This window comes from Streptosporangium oxazolinicum, assembly GCF_039537505.1.
In the GTDB taxonomy this organism is placed as follows: Bacteria; Actinomycetota; Actinomycetes; order Streptosporangiales; family Streptosporangiaceae; genus Streptosporangium; species Streptosporangium oxazolinicum.
On sequence record NZ_BAABAQ010000006.1, the window covers coordinates 393,287 to 410,315 of the forward strand.

Annotated in this window: 14 protein-coding genes; 11 read left to right on the forward strand and 3 right to left on the reverse strand. The window is 70.5% G+C overall.

Annotated elements, in window-relative coordinates; all coding sequences use genetic code 11:
• Position 1: 1 nt before the first annotated feature.
• The 10 genes from ABD817_RS19265 to ABD817_RS19310 all read left to right on the forward strand — a co-directional run bounded on the left by ABD817_RS19265 (position 2) and on the right by ABD817_RS19310 (position 10,908).
• Positions 2-1,147 (forward strand): ABC transporter ATP-binding protein, encoded by a 1,146-nt coding sequence (locus tag ABD817_RS19265; protein ID WP_344919355.1) that lies wholly within the window; start codon positions 2-4, stop codon positions 1,145-1,147.
• 43 nt (positions 1,148-1,190) lie between these two features.
• Complete coding sequence (locus tag ABD817_RS19270; protein WP_344919356.1) at positions 1,191-2,399, forward strand: polyamine ABC transporter substrate-binding protein; 1,209 nt, start codon at positions 1,191-1,193, stop codon at positions 2,397-2,399.
• A 42-nt stretch (positions 2,400-2,441) separates the two neighbouring features.
• Positions 2,442-3,293: an ABC transporter permease gene (locus tag ABD817_RS19275; protein ID WP_344919358.1), complete on the forward strand. Its 852-nt coding sequence runs from the start codon at positions 2,442-2,444 to the stop codon at positions 3,291-3,293.
• Positions 3,290-4,141: an ABC transporter permease gene (locus ABD817_RS19280; protein ID WP_344919360.1), complete on the forward strand. Its 852-nt coding sequence runs from the start codon at positions 3,290-3,292 to the stop codon at positions 4,139-4,141. The genes ABD817_RS19275 and ABD817_RS19280 overlap by 4 nt, the downstream gene beginning before the upstream one ends.
• A gap of 261 nt (positions 4,142-4,402) precedes the next feature.
• The gene (locus ABD817_RS19285) at positions 4,403-5,797 is read left to right on the forward strand and encodes an NAD(P)/FAD-dependent oxidoreductase (protein ID WP_344919455.1); all 1,395 of its coding nucleotides are present in this window, start codon (positions 4,403-4,405) and stop codon (positions 5,795-5,797) included.
• 200 nt (positions 5,798-5,997) lie between these two features.
• The gene (locus tag ABD817_RS19290) at positions 5,998-6,885 is read left to right on the forward strand and encodes an alpha/beta hydrolase (RefSeq protein ID WP_344919361.1); all 888 of its coding nucleotides are present in this window, start codon (positions 5,998-6,000) and stop codon (positions 6,883-6,885) included.
• Positions 6,886-6,890: 5 nt separating this feature from the next.
• Entirely contained in the window at positions 6,891-7,892 is a 1,002-nt protein-coding gene (locus ABD817_RS19295) for an N-acetylglucosamine kinase (RefSeq protein ID WP_344919362.1), read from the forward strand.
• Positions 7,893-8,111: 219 nt separating this feature from the next.
• A complete protein-coding gene (locus ABD817_RS19300) occupies positions 8,112-9,278 on the forward strand; it encodes a DUF418 domain-containing protein (protein ID WP_344919363.1) in 1,167 nt (388 codons plus the stop codon).
• An 8-nt stretch (positions 9,279-9,286) separates the two neighbouring features.
• On the forward strand, positions 9,287-9,595 hold the full coding sequence (locus ABD817_RS19305; RefSeq protein WP_344919364.1) for a hypothetical protein: 309 nt from the start codon (positions 9,287-9,289) through the stop codon (positions 9,593-9,595).
• Positions 9,596-9,687: 92 nt separating this feature from the next.
• Positions 9,688-10,908, forward strand: a complete 1,221-nt coding sequence (locus ABD817_RS19310) for a cation:proton antiporter (protein WP_344919365.1) — start codon at positions 9,688-9,690, stop codon at positions 10,906-10,908.
• 85 nt (positions 10,909-10,993) lie between these two features.
• On the opposite strand, the gene ABD817_RS19315 is transcribed toward ABD817_RS19310, so the two are convergent.
• The 3 genes from ABD817_RS19315 to ABD817_RS19325 form a co-directional block, all read right to left on the reverse strand.
• Positions 10,994-13,225 (reverse strand): WD40 repeat domain-containing serine/threonine protein kinase, encoded by a 2,232-nt coding sequence (locus ABD817_RS19315; protein ID WP_344919366.1) that lies wholly within the window; start codon positions 13,223-13,225, stop codon positions 10,994-10,996.
• Between the two features lie 232 nt (positions 13,226-13,457).
• The gene (locus ABD817_RS19320; RefSeq protein ID WP_344919368.1) at positions 13,458-15,344 is read right to left on the reverse strand and encodes a propionyl-CoA synthetase; all 1,887 of its coding nucleotides are present in this window, start codon (positions 15,342-15,344) and stop codon (positions 13,458-13,460) included.
• A 78-nt stretch (positions 15,345-15,422) separates the two neighbouring features.
• Complete coding sequence (locus ABD817_RS19325) at positions 15,423-15,977, reverse strand: hypothetical protein (protein WP_344919369.1); 555 nt, start codon at positions 15,975-15,977, stop codon at positions 15,423-15,425.
• Between the two features lie 139 nt (positions 15,978-16,116).
• On the opposite strand from ABD817_RS19325, the gene ABD817_RS19330 reads away from it, so the two are divergent.
• The gene (locus ABD817_RS19330) at positions 16,117-16,782 is read left to right on the forward strand and encodes a TetR/AcrR family transcriptional regulator (protein WP_344919370.1); all 666 of its coding nucleotides are present in this window, start codon (positions 16,117-16,119) and stop codon (positions 16,780-16,782) included.
• Positions 16,783-17,029: the final 247 nt, after the last annotated feature.

A 17,029-nucleotide genomic window follows, 5' to 3' on the forward strand; every position in this document is an offset into this window, starting at 1 on the left:
AATGACGGAAATCCAGGCGGGCACGGAGACGGCCGACGCCGTCTCCCGCTCGCCCCACCTGCCCGCGATCGAACTCGACGGGGTCGTCAAGGAGTACGTCTCCCACGGCGAGGTCGTCCAGGCGGTCAAAGGTGTCACCCTGTCGATCGCCGAGGGGGAGTTCTTCTCCCTCCTCGGCCCCTCGGGCTGTGGCAAGACCACCACCATGCGCATGATCGCCGGGTTCGAGGATCCCTCGCGCGGCACCGTACGGCTGCACGGCCAGGACGTCACCGACGTCCCGCCCAACAGGCGCGACGTCAACATGGTCTTCCAGTCGTACGCCCTCTTCCCGCACATGAACGTCTGGGAGAACGTCGCGTTCGGCCTGCGGCGCAAGAAGGTCGCCGAGGCCGAGATCAAGCGCAGGGTCGGCGAGATCCTGGAGATCGTCGACCTCACCGGGCGGGAGAAACGCCGTCCCAGGGAGATGTCCGGAGGCCAGCAGCAGCGGGTCGCCCTCGCCCGCGCCCTGGTCAACAAGCCCCGCGCCCTCCTGCTGGACGAGCCCCTCGGCGCCCTCGACCTCAAGCTCCGCCAGGCCATGCAGATCGAGCTCAAGCGCATCCAGCGAGAGGTCGGCATCACCTTCGTGTACGTCACTCATGACCAGAGCGAGGCGCTCACGATGAGTGACCGCATCGCCGTCATGAACGACGGCACGGTCGAGCAGCTCGGCTCCCCCCGAGAGATCTACGAGCGGCCCGCGACCGCTTTCGTGGCCGGGTTCATCGGCACGTCCAACCTGCTCAGCGGCACCGTCGACCATTTCCGGTCCGGCTTCGCGGTGCTTAAGCTGGGTGACGACGACCACGTCCTGGCCGAGGGCGGATCGTTCCGTGCCGGGGAGCCGATCGCGATCACGGTACGCCCGGAGAAGATCAGGATTACCACGGAGAAGCCCGCCGGAGACCTCAGCGTCGTGCGAGGCACGGTCTCGGAGGTGGCCTATCTGGGGCTGTACACCAGCTACACGGTCTGCCTGGCCCACGGCGCAGAGGTGACCGTCTTCCAGCAGAACGCACTCGACAGCACGAGCACGGCGGAGCGTGACGACACCGTCTGGCTGTCGTGGCTGCCGCACCACTCGTACGCGATCGGAAGTTGAGCTCGAAATGGACCCCCGCACGAACCCCGCCTTTCTGCGAGGCATGACGCAGAGCCGTTCCGTCACCCGTCGTGACGCCCTCCGTCTCGGCGGTCTGTCGGCCGCCGCTCTCGCCCTCGCGGCCTGCGGCGTGCAGGGCAAGAAGGTGGCGGCGGTCCCCCCGAGGGACGCCGTCGCCGAGTACTGGGGCTCCAAGAAGAAGAACGGCACGCTGCGCTTCGCCAACTGGCCGCTCTACATCGACAAGGACGGCAAGCGGTACCCCTCGCTGGAGCTGTTCACCGCCGACACCGGCATCCAGGTGGCCTACCAGGAGGCCATCCAGGACAACAGCACGTTCTTCGGCAAGGTCCAGCCGCTGCTCGCCGCCAGCAACGACATCGGCTACGACCTGATGGTCCTGACCAACGGCCTTCAGCTGAGCAAGGCCATCGCGCTGGGCTACCTCGTCCCCCTCGACCACTCCAAGCTGCCGAACTTCGCGGCCAACGCCAGCTCCGCGGTGAAGAACCCCACCTGGGACCCCAACAACGCCCACACGATCCCGTGGACGGTCGGTGTGACCGGCATCGCCTACAACCCCAAGTACGTGGACGAGGTCAAGAGCATCGCCGACCTCTGGAACCCCAAGTACAAGGGCAAGGTCGGCATGATGCTCGACACCCAGGAGGTCGCCAACTTCGGCATGTTCGCCCTGGGCATCGACCCCGACAAGTCCACCGAGGCCGACTGGAAGAAGGCCGGGGAGAAGCTCAAGGAGCAGCGCGACGCGGGTCTCGTGCGCAAGTACTACGAGAACGACTACGTCGACGCCCTCGCCAGGGGCGACATCTGGATCACCATGGCCTGGTCGGGCGACATCTTCCAGCAGGTCGCCGAGGGCAAGGACCTGAGGTTCGTGGTGCCCGGCGAGGGCGGCACGATCTGGACCGACAACCTGTGCATCCCCAAGACCGCGCAGAACCCGGTCGACGCGCTCACCCTGATGGACTACGTCTACCAGCCCAAGATCGCCACGATGCTGGTCGAGTACATCAACTTCATCACGCCGGTCTCCTCCGCCAAGGACCTCGTTCTCGCCGACGCCGCCAAGGCCGAGGGCGACGAGAAGAAGGCGCTGGAGCAGATCGCCGAGAGTCCGCTGATCTTCCCCTCGGAGGCGGACATGGCCAAGCTGCGGTCGTACAAGACGCTCACCTCCGCGGAGGAGAAGATCTTCGAGGACATCTTCCAGCCCGTCACGCAGGGCTAGGCGGATGAGAGAGCGACTCGGACGGGAAGGGGCCGTCGGCCGGTGAAACGCCTCGCCCCCTACCTGCTCATCCTGCCCGGCGGACTCTGGCTCGCGATCTTCCTGGTGGTGCCGATGGTCTTCATGGCCTCGGTGTCCACCCAGGAGGGCAACGTGGTCGACGGATTCGCCCAGACGTTCAACTTCGCGGTGTACGGCGACGCCCTGGTGCAGTACCAGACGCAGTTCCTGCGCTCGGCCGGGTACGGCCTGGCCGCGACCCTGATCTCCATCGCGCTGGCCTACCCGGTGGCCTACTGGATCGCCTTCAAGGGCGGTGACCGCAAGTCCACCTACCTGCTGCTGGTGCTGCTGCCGTTCTTCGTCTCGTTCGTGCTGCGCACGGTGTCGTGGAGGTTCCTGCTCGCCGACGACGGCATGCTGCTGGGGCCGCTGAAGTCGGCCGGGCTGCTGCCCGAGGACTTCCACGTGCTGCAGACGACGTTCGCGGTGATCGGCGGGCTGGTCTACAACTACCTGCCGTTCATGATCCTGCCGATCTACGTCGCGCTGGAGCGGGTGGACCCCAAGGTGGTCGAGGCCGCCCAGGACCTCTACGCGGCCAGGCGTGAGGCGTTCACCAAGATCGTGCTGCCGCTCTCGCTGCCCGGCGTGTTCGCCGGGGTGCTGATGACGTTCGTCCCGATGACCGCCGACTACGTCAACGCGGGCATCCTCGGCGGCCCGGAGAACACGATGATCGGCAACATCATCCAGACCGAGTATCTGGTCAACAACGACTACCCGACCGCCGCCGCGCTGTCGTTCACGCTGATGGCGGCGATGCTGGTCGGCATCTTCGCCTACGCCAAGGCGCTCGGCACCGAGAACGTGCTGGAGGCGGCGGCCCGATGAGCAGCGGCACCATCGACGTCACGGAGGCCACGGTGGCGGACGCGCCCGCGGGGAAGGCGCCGCGGCGCCGCGGGCGGCTGGGCGACCGGCTGCTCTTCGGCTACGTCTGGCTGATCCTCGCCTGGCTGTTCCTGCCGATCGTCGTCATGATCGTGTTCGGCTTCAACGACACCCAGAGCAAGTCGAACGTGACCTGGCAGGGCTTCACCCTCCAGTGGTGGGGACGCCTGGACGAGTACCCCCAGCTGGTCGAGGCGGTGATCAACTCCCTCAAGATCGCCGTGCTCTCCACGGTGATCACGACGGTGCTCGGCACGCTCATGGGCCTGGCCCTGGGCCGCTACCGGTTCCGAGGGCAGGGCGCCACCAACCTGGTGATGTTCGCCGCGATCGCCTCGCCCGAGCTCGTCATGGGCGCCTCACTGCTGTCGCTGTTCGTCAGCCTGGGCGTGCGGACCGGCTTCGAGACCGTGGTCGTCGCGCACGTGCTGTTCTCGCTCTCCTTCGTGGCGATCACCGTGCGGGCCCGGGTGATCGGGCTCGACCGGTCGATCGAGGAGGCGGCGCGCGACCTCGGCGCGTCCACGTGGATCACGTTCTGGCGGATCACCTTCCCGATGATCCTGCCCGGCGTCGTCTCGGGCGCGCTGCTGGCCTTCGCCCTGTCCATCGACGACTTCGTGATCACCCAGTTCACCAGCGGCGCCGTCCAGACGTTCCCGCTGTGGATCTGGGGCGCGACCCGTATCGGGGTGCCGCCTCAGGTCAACGTCATCGGAACGCTTATATTCGCGGTAGGCGTCGCCATCGCCGTGGTCAACACGGTCACCGCGCGCCGCCGCACCTAGCCGTCGCCGAGCCCCGTGCCCTCACCGGGTGGCACGGGGCTTCGGTGTATCCGGATTTTCGGATCCCCGAATTTCCGGATTTACGGTGATAACGGCTCCGGCGGACAATAATCCCGGCGGAGACGGATTCCCGGCACGGACAGATTCCCGGCAGAGAACAGGGAGGCGAGATCGGACTCAGGCGGGGGGAACCCGCGCGTGATCTCCACGACCACGCGATACACACAAAGACAACCTGACTCACGTAGGGAAGTGAGATTTGTGGATCCGCTGAAGGCTCTTGCTGACGCGGAGCGCAAGCCGTACTGGCTCGACAGTCCGGCGAAACCCGAGCCGCTCGCGCGGCTCTTCGGCGAGACCTCCGCCGACCTGGCGGTGGTCGGCGGTGGCTTCTCGGGGCTCTGGACCGCCCTGATGGCGAAGGAACGCGACCCGTCGCTCGACGTCGTCCTCCTCGAGGGGCGCAGGATCGGCTGGGCGGCGTCCGGCCGCAACGGCGGCTTCGCGATGGCCACGCTGACCCACGGCATCGCCAACGGGCTGGAGCGCTGGCCCGAGGAGATCTCCACGCTCGAACGCCTCGGCGTCGACAACCTCGACGAGATCGGCGAGGCGGTCGCCGCGTACGACATCGACTGCGGCTACGAGCGCACCGGCGAGCTGCACGTGGCCACCGAGCCGTGGCAGCTGGAGGAGATGAACCGCAACGTCGGCGTCGCCCGCGACCTGGGCGCCCGCTTCGACGTCCTCGACGGGGAACAGATGCGGGCGGAGGTGAACTCGCCCACGTACATCGGGGGCCACTGGGAGCGCGACGGCTGCGCCATGCTCGACCCCGCCCGGCTGGCCTGGGGGCTCCGGCAGGCCTGCCTCTCGCTGGGCGTGCGCATCTACGAGCGCACGCCGGTACGCACGATGAGGGACACCCCGACGAGCCTGGACCTGATCACCCCGCACGGCAGCGTCAGGGCGCGCAGGGTCGCGCTCGGCACCGGCGTGTTCCAGCCACTGCTGCGGCGGCTGAAGCACTTCCTGGTGCCGGTCTACGACTACGCGCTGATGACCGAGCCGCTCTCCGACGAGCAGCTTGCCTCGGTGGGCTGGCACAACCGGCAGGGGGTCGGGGACGCGGCCAACCAGTTCCACTACTACCGGCTGACCGAGGACAACCGGATCCTCTGGGGCGGTTACGACGCGGTCTACTACAACGGCGGCATGATCAAGCCCGAGTACGAGCAGCGCGACGAGACCTTCGTCAAGCTGGCGGAACACTTCTCCACCACGTTCCCCCAGCTGGCCGGGCTGCGCTTCACCCACAGGTGGGGCGGCGTCATCGACACCTGCAGCCGGTTCAGCGCCTTCTACGGCCAGTCGCACGGCGGGCGCGTCGCCTACGCGGCCGGATACACCGGCATGGGCGTCGGCGCGACCCGGTTCGGGGCGAACGTCATGCTCGACCTGCTCGCCGGAGAGCGGACCGAGCGGACCGAGCTCCGGATGGTCAAGGAGAAGCCCGTCCCGTTCCCGCCCGAGCCGGTCCGCTCGGCCGGGATCCAGATGACCCGCTGGTCGATCGCCCAGGCCGACCTGCACCAGGGCCGCCGCAACCTCTGGCTGCGCACCCTGGACCGGATGGGTCTCGGATTCGACTCTTAGGGTCCGGGGTTTTCCGGGGTCTCGAACGGTCCTGAAAGGCCCCAAGAGGGTCCAGGAGGTCCCGGGTAGTCTCTAAGGCCGGTTCCCCGTCCGCTCCCGGCTCAGGCCGGATGAGCGGGCGGGGGACGGTCGTGTGGACGGCAGGGGCGGCTCCGGGGGAGCCGCTGGCTTCCGCCGCGCCCGCCGTACAGACTTGGAGCATGTCCGAAAAGGTGAAGTTCACCGCCGGAGGGATCACCCTCTTCGGCGACCTGCGGATCCCGGCGGCGCCGGGCCCGCACCCCGCCCTGGTCCTCACGGGCCCGTTCACCGGCACCCGCGACCAGGTCACCGGCCGGTACGCCGCCCGGCTGGCCGAGGCGGGATACGCGACGCTCGCCTTCGACCACCGCAACTGGGGGGAGTCGGGCGGGGAGCCGCGCAACCACGAGGACGCCCAGGGCAAGCTGGAGGACCTGCGGGCCGCGGTCTCGCTGCTGCGCTCGCGCTCCGAGGTGGACGGCGGCAGGATCGGCGCGGTCGGGATCTGCCTCGGCGGGGGCTACGCGCTCAGATTCGCCGCGTTCGACCCCCGGGTGAAGGCGTTCGCGGGTGTCGCGGGGGCCTACAACAACCCCTACGGCATGCGCGCCGGGATGTCACCGTCGGGGTACCAGGAGGCGCTGGCCTCGTTCACGGAGGTGCTGGAGCGCCAGGACGGGGGTGGTGAGGTGGAGTACCTGCCCGCGGTGGCAGAGGAGGGGGAGGCCGCGATGCCCGGCGACGAGCCGTTCGCCTACTACGGCACCTCCAGGGGCGCCTCGGAGCACTGGCGCAACGAGGTCACCCGGGCCTCCCTCCGCGAGTTGATCACCCTGGACAACATGACGGGCGCCGACTTCCTGTCGCCCAAGCCCGGCCTGATCGTGCACGGCGTGGTCGACCGCTTCTGCTCCCCCGAGGGCGCCGAGGAGGCGTACCGGCGGATGGACGAGCCCAAGAGGCTCGTCTGGCTGGACGCCAGGCTGCACATCGACCTCTACGACGCCGAACCGCACGTCACGCGGGCCGTCGAGGCCGTCACCGCGTTCTTCGGCGAGCACCTCTGAACGCGATGTACGTCCTCGGGCTGGACGTCGGCGGGACCTCCTCGCGGGCCCTCCTGCTCGACGCCTCGGGGCGGCGGGCCGGATACGGCAGGGCACCGGGCGGCAATCCCGCGGCCCACGGCAACGCCGTCGCCGTGGCCAACATCGGCCTGGCGCTGGAGCTCGCCCTGCGCGGGACCGATCCGGGCCTGGTGGCCGGGGCGGTCGTCGGGCTGGCGGGCGGCGGGGCGCTGGACCACCTGGTCTTCGACCCCATGTGGGCCGCCACCGGTATGCGCGTCCCGCCCCGGCTCACCGGCGACCTGGGCATCGCCTTCGCCGCCGGTACGGCGGAACCGCGCGGCACCGCGCTCATCGCCGGGACCGGGGCGATCGCCGCCAGGATCGAGGACGGCGAGCCGGTGATGATCGCCGACGGGCTCGGCTGGCTGCTGGGCGACCAGGGCTCCGGGTTCTGGCTGGGCAGGGAGGCGGCCGGCGCCGCCGCCCACGCTCTCAGCCGGGGCGACGCGGGCGGCGGGCTCACCCGCCTCGTCGTGGCCGCCCTGCTGGAGGACGAGATCCCCGGGACGGGCGCGGGGGTCGGCGAGATGGGGGGCGGTGGCGCGGGCACGGTGGAGGAGACGCGGGCACTGGCGATCAGGCTGGTGGTCCGCGCGCAGTCGCGTCCCCCGCTGGAACTCGCCCGGCTCGCCCCGCTCGTCAGCCGGGCGGCGGCCGAGGGCGATCCGGCCGCCCTGGAGATCGTCTCCACCGCGGCCCGGCTGCTCTGCGAGACGGTGGCCGAGGTCCGTCAGACGGGCGAGACGACCCCGATCGTGCTGGCCGGGAGCGTGCTGACCAGCGAGGGGCCGGTCGCCTCCGCCGTACGGGAGAGGCTGGGGCCCTCGGCGGTCCTGGCGGGCGACGGCGCGGGGGCGGCGGCGTGGCTGGCCGGACGGGAGGCGTTCGGCTGGGACCCGGCGACCGCCGCCCGGCTCCACGCCCGCGTCGTCTCCGGCGACTGACCGGGCCTCCCGCTCCGGCGGCGCGGCTCGTCTCCGGAGCGGGCCGGGAGGCCCGCGCGAGCCCACGCCCACGGTTCGTCTCCGGCGTCCGGCCCGGCTTGGTTCCGTTTTCCGGGCCGGGCTGTCCGCGCGGTCCGGTCCTGGTACATACATCGATGTACGTCCCGGATGGGTCTGCGAGACGATGTCCGCGGGCCCGCCGGACGGGATCGTGGAGGCGTGAAAAGCCGTCGTATAGAAGTGCTCGACCTGCTCAGGGGCATCGCCATCGTCGGCACCCTGGGCACGAACATCTGGATCTTCACCGACCCCGGAGGTCCCGCCGACGTCATCGGGGCGTTGGGTCAGCCGGGGACCCTGGAGACCTTCGTCCGCTTCCTCACCAACGGTAAGTTCCTCGCGCTGCTCACCCTGCTCTTCGGGGTCGGGCTCGAACTCCAGTACCGCTCGGCCGCGCGCCGTGGCGTGCCGTGGCCCGGCTGGTACCTGTGGCGGGCCGGGCTGCTGTTCGTCGAGGGCCTGATCCACTACCTGCTGATCTTCGAGTTCGACGTGCTCATGGGTTACGCGCTGACCTCGATCATCGTGGCGTACCTGATCGGCAGGAGCGACCGCGCGGTCACGGCGTGGATGGTCGCCGTCGGGTCGGTGTTCACCGCGCTGATCGGCCTGCTCACCCTCGGCATGCTCTCCGGCCAGGCGAGCGTGGACGGCGGGGCGGAGCCGTCCACGATCTTCGCCGACGGCACCTACCCGCAGCAGGTCGCCGCCCGGGTCGAGATGATCGTCCTCTACCGGATTGAGCTCGTCCTCATCGTCCCGATGGGCATCGTGCTGTTCCTGCTCGGCTCCCGGCTGATGCGCGCCGGGGTGTTCGAGGACTCGGCGCGGGGGGCCACGCTGCGCCGGAGGCTCATGGTCGCCGGACTCGCCGTGGCCCTGCCGCTGAACCTGGTCACCGCCTTCGCCGGTCCCGGCTGGTTCCTGGTGGACCGCTACCTGCTGCCCCCGCTGGTGGCGCTGGGCCTGCTCGGTCTCGTCGCGACCCTCGCGCGGCGGGCGACCGGCGCCCCCGGCCCGCTGAGGCGAGGACTGACCAACGTCGGCCGTACCGCCCTGAGCTCCTACATCTTCCAGAACCTGGTCGCGTCGGCGCTCTGCTACGGCTGGGGGCTCGGCCTGGCCGCGACGCTCGACGACCTGCGGCCGTGGTGGGTCGTGGCGGCCTGGGCGGGCATCTGCGCGCTCTTCATGACGCTGTCCACCCTGTGGCTGCGGCGCTTCGAGCGGGGTCCCGTCGAGACGCTCTGGCAGTGGGCGTACCTGGCGCCACAGGGGCGCTCGAAGGACCCTGATAAAATGGCGGAAGTTTCCACCGAACGTTAGGGCACGGTTTGTCGCGAAGGGTCGCCGGTACGGTCGCGGCCCTTCTGCTGGCCTTGATCGCCCTCGTGTACGCCCCGCTTCCGGGGCCCGCCGATCATCCCGCCGTCGCCGGGGCCGCCATCACGCTGGCCAGCGGGGTCGGCTTCGCTCCCGCGACACCCCACCCACCGGCCTGCGACCTGTGCCCGCCGGGCCCCGGTCTCGCGCCGCCCGGCTCCCCGGCGAGAGTCGCGCCCCTGCCCGCCCGGCCGGTCCCGGCCACGCGCACCCTGTACGACGACAGCTCTCCCAGAGCACCCCCGTCAAGCGATCGGTAGAGATTCCCGCCCGAAATCGTTTGACGGAGGTTTTCCCATGTTCCACGAATGTGTGTTCGCCATGCCCGCGATCGTCCTCAGGGGAGGTCCGCATGGCACTGGGTGACGCTCTTGTCGCGCTCGGCGGCTCCTTCCTCGCCGCCGGGATCATCGCCAGGCTCGGCTCCCGGATAGGGCTGCCGACCATTCCGCTGTTCATGCTGGCGGGCATCATCTTCGGCCCGCACACGCCCGGCCTCGCCCTCGTGGAGAACCCGGCGGACCTGAAGGTCATCGCCGCGCTCGGCCTGATCTTCCTGCTGTTCTACCTCGGCCTGGAGTTCTCGCTCGACGACCTGGTGGCGGGAGGCAGGCGCCTGGTGTTCGCCGGGGTCGGCTACATCGTGCTCAACGTCGGGGGCGGCCTGGCCTTCGGCTTCGCCGTCGGCTGGGGGACCAGGGAGGCCATGGTCCTGGCCGGGGTGATCGGCATCTCCTCCTCGGCGATCGTGACCAAGCTCCTGGTCGACCTGGGGCGCCTCGGCAACCCCGAGAGCCGCCTCATCCTCGGGATCATCGTCGTCGAGGACGTCTTCCTCGCGCTCTATCTCGCCGTACTGCAGCCGGTCCTCAGCGGCGCCGACAGCCTCGCCGCCGCCGCGATCTCCTTCGGCAAGGCGTTCGCCTTCCTGATCGCGCTGACCGCGCTGGCGCGGTGGGGTACGCGGCTGGTCGACAAGCTGGTCATCACCAGGGACGAGGAACTGCTGGTGGTGATGTTCACCGGCCTGGCGATCCTCACCGCCGGGGTCGCCGAGGAACTGGGCGTCTCCGACGCCATCGGTGCCTTCATGATCGGCCTCATCCTGAGCTCCAGCAGGGCGGCCCCGCGCATCCGGCAGCTCGTCCACCCGCTCAGGGACGCCTTCGCCGCGCTGTTCTTCTTCGCCTTCGGCCTGTCCATCGAGCCGGGCGACATGCTGTCGGTGGCCTGGCCCATCACGATCGCGGTGCTGGTCACGGTGCTGTTCAACGTCGCGGCCGGGGTGCTGGCGGCGAGGCTCAACGCGTTCGGCCGGGTGGAGGCGGTCAACATCTCGCTGACCGTGCTCTCGCGCGGCGAGTTCGCCCTGGTCCTGGCGACCATGGCGCTGGCCGCCGGGCTGGACGGCAGGCTCGCCCCGTTCATCGCCGGGTACGTGCTCATCCTCGCCCTGCTGGGCCCGCTGGTCGCGAGCCACTCCGAGCAGATCGCCCGGATGCTTCCCGGCGGGAGGTACGGGGGCGAGCCGGCGGACCCGGTGAAGTCGGGAAAGCGGGAATCGATCTCCTAGGCCCGCACGCTCCCAGGCCCGCACGCTCCCAGGCCCGCACGCTCCCAGGCCCGCCCGCGACGGCCTTCGCCGAGGGGGACCCTCGCTAGGAGGCCGCCGAAGCTCTCGCTCCGGTGGCCTCCCGGGCCGGAGCCCGTCCGGCGCGGCGTCGCCGGATCACCAGCGCTCCCGCCGCCACCACGACGAGCGCGCCCGCCCCGGCGAGCCACGGCCACGGGACGGCCGTGCCCGCGCCGGACGGCGAGAAGGCGCCCCACAAGATCACTTGACGGTCCCCGGCGGTGGCGAGCGTCTCGCCGTCCGGGCTGAACGCCATCGACCACACCGAAGCGGTGTGGCCGGTGAGCGGGTCGCCGATCGGCCGCCAGGTCCGGGTGTCCCACAGCCGGACGACGGAACCGGTGCCCACGGCCAGGGTGTCGCCGTCCGGGGCGAACGCGAGAGTGTGGATCTCGCCCGGATGGCCGGTGAGCGGGGCACCGATCGGACGGCGGGTCGCCGTGTCCCACACGATCACGGTCCTGTCGCCGCTGCCGGTGGCGAGGGTCCTGCCGTCGGGGCTGAAGGCGACCGACAGCACCGATCCGGTGTGGCCGGTGAGCGGGGCGCCGACCGGCTGCCAGGTCGCCGTGTCCCACACGATCGCCGCCATGTCGTCGCCGACGGTGACGAGGGTCCTGCCGTCGGGGCTGAAGGCGACCGCCTGAACCCAGTCGGTCTGGACGAGGGGGTCGCCGATCGGCTGCCAGGTCGCCGTGTCCCACACGATCACAGTCCTGTCGCTGCTGCCGGTGGCGAGGGTCCTGCCGTCGGGGCTGAAGGCGACCGCCTCCACCCAGTTGGTGTGGCCGGTGAGGGGGTCGCCGATCGGCTGGCGGGTCCGCGTGTCCCACAGGACCACTGTGTGGTCGCCGGGCTCGGTCCCCTCGCCGTTGCTGCCGGCACTGGCCAGGAGCCCGCCGTCCGGGCTGAACGCCATCGCCTGCACCGCCCTGGTGTGGCCGGTGAGCGGGTCGCCGATCGGCTGGCGGGTCCGCGCGTTCCACATGGTCACCGCGCCTTCGCTGTCGCCGCCGGCCAGCGTCTCGCCGTCCGGGCTGAACGCCACCGCGTTCACCGTTTCGGCGTTACCCCTGAGCTGGGCGACGGCGGTCACGTCCGCCGGGGTCGTCGCGGGCCGGAGCAGGTAGGCCACGATGGCGGCGGTGGCCAGGAGCGCCGCGGCCACGGCGACCACCGGGCGGAGCCGGTGTCTGGGGGCGCGCGCCGGGGTTTCCGGGGTCGCTGAGGACGCGAGCGTGGGCGAGGCGGCGGGCGGCGAGGCCGAGGAAGACACGGCGGTGAACGGCAGGGTGGCGGGCCGTGCCTCCTGGTGCGCGGTGGCGTACGGCTCGTACGGCTCGGTCGGCGGGGGAGGAGCCGGTGTGGGGAGGGCGGGGCGGTCGGCGATCCGGGTGTCGCCGTCGTCCGGATCCGGCCCGGCGGGGGGTTCACCGGGCGCCGTGGCGATCTCGGCGAGCGCTTCGGCGGCCTGGGGGCCGGTGAGGCGGAGGGCGGGGTCCTTGCGCAGCAGCCCCTCCAGGAGGGGGGCCAGGGGACCGGCGTGTACGGGCGGGGCGGGCGGCCGGGTGACGATCGAGACGTAGATCGATCCGTGCGTCGTGCCGCTGAACGGCCGGCGGCCCTCGACGGCGGCGTACAGGGTGGCGCCCAGCGACCACAGGTCCGACGCCGCGGTGGCGGGGTGGCCGGTGATCTGCTCGGGGGAGATGAAGGCCGGGGTGCCCAGGGTGACGCCGGCGGCGGTGAGGGTGACGTCCCCCTCGACGGTGGCGATCCCGAAGTCGGTGAGCACGACCCGCTCACCTTCGAGCAGGACGTTGGCGGGTTTGATGTCGCGGTGGGTGATCCCGGCGGCGTGCGCGACCGTCAGCGCCGCCAGAATCTGCCCGCCGATCGCCGCCACCCGCTGGGGCGGCAGGCGCCCCCGGGTTCTCAGCACCTCGTCCAGCGAGGGCCCGTCGACGATCTCCGTCACGATCCACGGGCGGCCGTCGGCTTCGACGACGTGGTCGTGGACGGTGATGATCGCCGGATGTTTCAGCTGCGCCGCGGCCCTGGCCTCACGCTGCATCCGCCGGTACAGCGTCTCGCGCGCGGGAACGTCCAGGTGATCGGGAAGGATGAGCTCTTTGATCGCCACCTGGCGGTGCAGGCTCTCGTCCCGTGCCCGCCACACCGTGCCCATCCCGCCGCGGCCCAGCACGTCCATCAGCCGATATCGCCCGGCGACCAGCCTGCCCGCGTCATTCGCCACGACAAAACCTTAACGACGAAACAGCGCGATAAGCCGTGAAGGGGAACTGATTGTGACCGTGATGATGCCGAGCGTCCGTCTCACGATAGGGGCGATGGCCATCGTATGAATTTTCCGGAAAGCCCGGGGTGACGTCCCGGAGTTCCTATCGACGACGTCAACGGCGGATGACAGGAATGGTTGACAGGCCGCGAAACCAGCACTTCGGTGATCGGCGTATCCCCGGTGGGATTCAACCGTCCACGGTGGTGGGGCGTCCGATGATGGGGCGCAGCACGTCCAGCACCGTCGCGTCCTCGATGGTGGAGGGGGCGGGCTCGTCGGAGCCCTCCGCGATGCCGCGCATGGTCTTGCGCAGGATCTTCCCCGACCGGGTCTTCGGCAGGGCCGGGACCACGTCCACCTGCCGGAAGGCCGCCACGGCGCCCACCTGCTCGCGGACGGCCAGGACCAGCTCCGCGCGCAGGGTCTCCGGGTCGATCTCCACCCCGCTCTTCAGTACCACGAAGCCGCGCGGCACCTGCCCCTTCAGCTCGTCGGCGACCCCGATGACCGCGCACTCGGCCACCGCCGGGTGCGCGGCCAGCGCCGCCTCCATGGACCCGGTCGACAGCCGGTGCCCGGCCACGTTGATCACGTCGTCGGTGCGGCCCATCACGAACAGGTAGCCGTCCTCGTCGAGGTGGCCGCCGTCGCCGGTCAGGTAGTAGCCGGGGAAGGCCGACAGGTAGGACTTCACGTAGCGCTCGTCGTCCTGCCAGAGCGTGGGGAGCGTGCCGGGCGGGAGCGGGAGGCGGATGCAGATCGCCCCCTCCTCGCCGGGGGCGCACTCGTCGCCCGAGGCGCGCAGCACGCGCACGTCGTACCCGGGGACGGGCACGGTGGGGGAGCCCGGTTTGACCGGCATGGGCTCCAGCCCGAGCGGGTTGGCGGCGACGGGCCAGCCGGTCTCGGTCTGCCACCAGTGGTCGACGACCGGCACGCCCAGCCTGCTCGCCGCCCAGTGGTAGGTGTCGGGGTCCAGGCGTTCCCCGGCGAGGAACAGCGTCCGCAGCGACGAGATGTCGTACCCGCCGAGCAGGGCCGCCTCGGGGTCGGCCCTCCTGATGGCGCGGAACGCGGCCGGCGCGGTGAACAGCGCGTTCACCCGGTGCTCGGAGATCACCCGCCAGAACGCGCCCGCGTCGGGGGTGCCGACCGGCTTGCCCTCGTACAGCACGGTCGTGGCGCCGCGCAGCAGCGGCCCGTACACGATGTAGGAGTGCCCGACGACCCAGCCGACGTCGGAGGCCGCCCAGAACACCTCGCCCGGCGCGATGTCGTAGACGTTGGCCATGCTCCACAGCAGCGCCACCGCGTGCCCGCCGTTGTCGCGGACGACGCCCTTCGGCAGGCCGGTGGTGCCGCTGGTGTAGAGGATGTAGAGCGGGTCGGTCGCCCGCACCGGCACGCATTCGGCGGGGTCGGCCTTCGCGCTCGCCCAGTCGACGTCCCGTCCCTCCACCAGCTCGGCGGGGGCCTGCTCGCGCTGGAGGATCACGCAGTGCGCGGGCGCGTGCGAGGCCAGGCCGAGCGCGGCGTCCAGCATCGGCTTGTACGGCACCACGCGGGTGGGCTCGATCCCGCAGGAGGCCGACACGACCACCTTGGGACGCGCGTCGTCGATCCTGGCCGCCAGCTCCCTGGGCGCGAACCCGCCGAACACCACCGAGTGCACCGCCCCCAGCCGCGCGCACGCCAGCATCGCGATCACCGCCTCGGGCACCATCGGCAGGTAGACCACCACCCGGTCGCCCTGCTCCACCCCGAGTGACCGCAGCACCCCGGCGAACCTCGCGACCTCGTCGCGCAGCTCGGCGTACGTGTAGCGCCTGGCGGTGCCGGTCACCGGGCTGTCGTGGATCAGCGCGACCCGGTCGCCGTGCCCGGCCTCGACGTGCCGGTCCAGCGCGTTGTGGCAGGTGTTCAGCTCCCCGTCGGGAAACCACCGGTAGAAGGGCGGCGCCCCGGCGTCCAGCACCTCGCGCGGCGGCCTGCTCCAGGTGACGGCCTCGGCGGCCTCGGCCCAGAAGTCCTCGGGGTCGGCGATGCTGCGGGCGAAGGCGTCAGCGTACGACATCAGGCCATCATGCTCTTCCCCGCCCGCCCGGTCGAGGCCCCTCTCCGGCCTTCGCGGTCGAAGATGCCGGCGTCCATGTCAGAGTCCTTGGGTGACACGGCCGAGGCGCAGCGCCGAGGCGAGGAAGAACAGGCCGCCGAGCGTGGCGTAGCCGGCGATGCCGACCAGCGACGCGCCTTCCTGGGCGGCTTGCAGGACGAACGACGTCCCGGCGACCACGGAGATAGCTCCACTGATGATCATCGGCCAGTGACCGTTCAGGTCGCGGCGGATCACACCCACGGCAAGCTGGATGAGACCGGACACGATGGCCCAGGCACCCCACACGCGCAGCACCGCCGGGATGCCGGACGAGGCGGCGAAGGCCAGGCCGACGGCGGTGATCCAGCTGATCGCGACGTTCACGTACAGGCTCAGCGCCGGGCCCGTCGCTTTCGACGAGCGGGCGTCGACGACAGCGGCGACCCCGTCGAACAGGGGGTAGAGCACCAGCAGAGTGACGCCGATCGGCCCGAGGGGCGACGCGGTCGCGATCAGCAGACCGGCCCAGACGAGCGCGAATCCGAATCGGACGAAGTACAGCCGTCGCAGGGAGGTGGCGACGGCGGCGGGGGAGGCGGTAACGGTGCTCACGGGAAATCCTTCGGTACAGGCGTGATACGGAGCGGGCCCCAGCGCGACAGCCGACATGGCGTCGGACGTGAACATGGGACGAGACAGTGAACATCTCTTTGGGAGATAGAACGTTCGGTCTTGTCGTAAGAGTGGCAGGATGCTGTCAGACCTGTCAAGACCGAACGTTCTATCTGCTATGCTTTCGGCGATGGTGCAGAACATTCGAGGTCAGGTGTCCGAAGCGCGATCACGGCTGCTCGGAACCGCCACCCGGCTCTTCTACGCGGAAGGGCTCCATTCCGTGGGGATCGACCGGATCGTCGCGGAGGCGAAGGTGACCCGCGCGACGTTGTACCGGCATTTCCCCAGCAAAGACGAACTCGTCGTCGCGTATCTGCAGGGAGCCGACCAGGCGATCCGCGATCGGGTCGGCGAAGCCCTCGGCAGCGGCGGACCGGCGGCCGACATCGTACGAACCATCGCCAGGTCGATCGCCGAGGACATCGGGTCACCCGGGTTTCGCGGATGCGCCTTCCTCAACGCCGTGGCGGAGTATCCAGACCCCGAGCATCCCGTGCACAAAGCCGTCCTCGCGCACCGCCGGTGGTTCCTGCGCACCATCATCGACGTGCTCGCGCACACCGGAGAGACGCCGCCCGAGCCCGCGGGCCGGCATTTCGTCATGCTGCGAGACGGCGCGATGGCGGCGGGCTGCCTGTCCGACCCGGCGGCGGTCCGCGAGACGTTCCTCCAGGGAGTCGAGGGGATCCTGCGGTTCCGCGCCGACTCCACGGCCCCTCGACCCAGGATGGAAACCGCCTGATCATCCAGCGGATCGATCGAGCGGCCGCGCGTGGTCTGGTTCGCTGGCTGCTCCGGAACACCGGCCGAGGAGCGGAAGACCGCAGACGGTCCCCGGGTCATCGAGGATGAATAACGATGGAGCGACCACGGCGCTTTTCCCATGTGAACGATCAAGGGTGGTGAAAGCCCGAGGCCGGTCTGGCGAGGGGCGTGGACGCTCATAAGGATTTCTCATCACCCCGATATCCGCCGCGCCGGTTTGTCGG

Excerpts from the sequence above, each read along its gene's own strand:
- ABD817_RS19265 (WP_344919355.1), top strand. The coding sequence starts at position 2 with ATGACGGAAATCCAGGCGGGCACGGAGACGGCCGACGCCGTCTCCCGC.
- ABD817_RS19270 (WP_344919356.1), top strand. The coding sequence starts at position 1,191 with ATGACGCAGAGCCGTTCCGTCACCCGTCGTGACGCCCTCCGTCTCGGC.
- ABD817_RS19280 (WP_344919360.1), top strand. The coding sequence starts at position 3,290 with ATGAGCAGCGGCACCATCGACGTCACGGAGGCCACGGTGGCGGACGCG.
- ABD817_RS19290 (WP_344919361.1), top strand. The coding sequence starts at position 5,998 with ATGTCCGAAAAGGTGAAGTTCACCGCCGGAGGGATCACCCTCTTCGGC.
- ABD817_RS19295 (WP_344919362.1), top strand. The coding sequence starts at position 6,891 with ATGTACGTCCTCGGGCTGGACGTCGGCGGGACCTCCTCGCGGGCCCTC.
- ABD817_RS19310 (WP_344919365.1), top strand. The coding sequence starts at position 9,688 with ATGGCACTGGGTGACGCTCTTGTCGCGCTCGGCGGCTCCTTCCTCGCC.
- ABD817_RS19320 (WP_344919368.1), bottom strand. The coding sequence starts at position 15,344 with ATGTCGTACGCTGACGCCTTCGCCCGCAGCATCGCCGACCCCGAGGAC.
- ABD817_RS19330 (WP_344919370.1), top strand. The coding sequence starts at position 16,117 with ATGCTGTCAGACCTGTCAAGACCGAACGTTCTATCTGCTATGCTTTCG.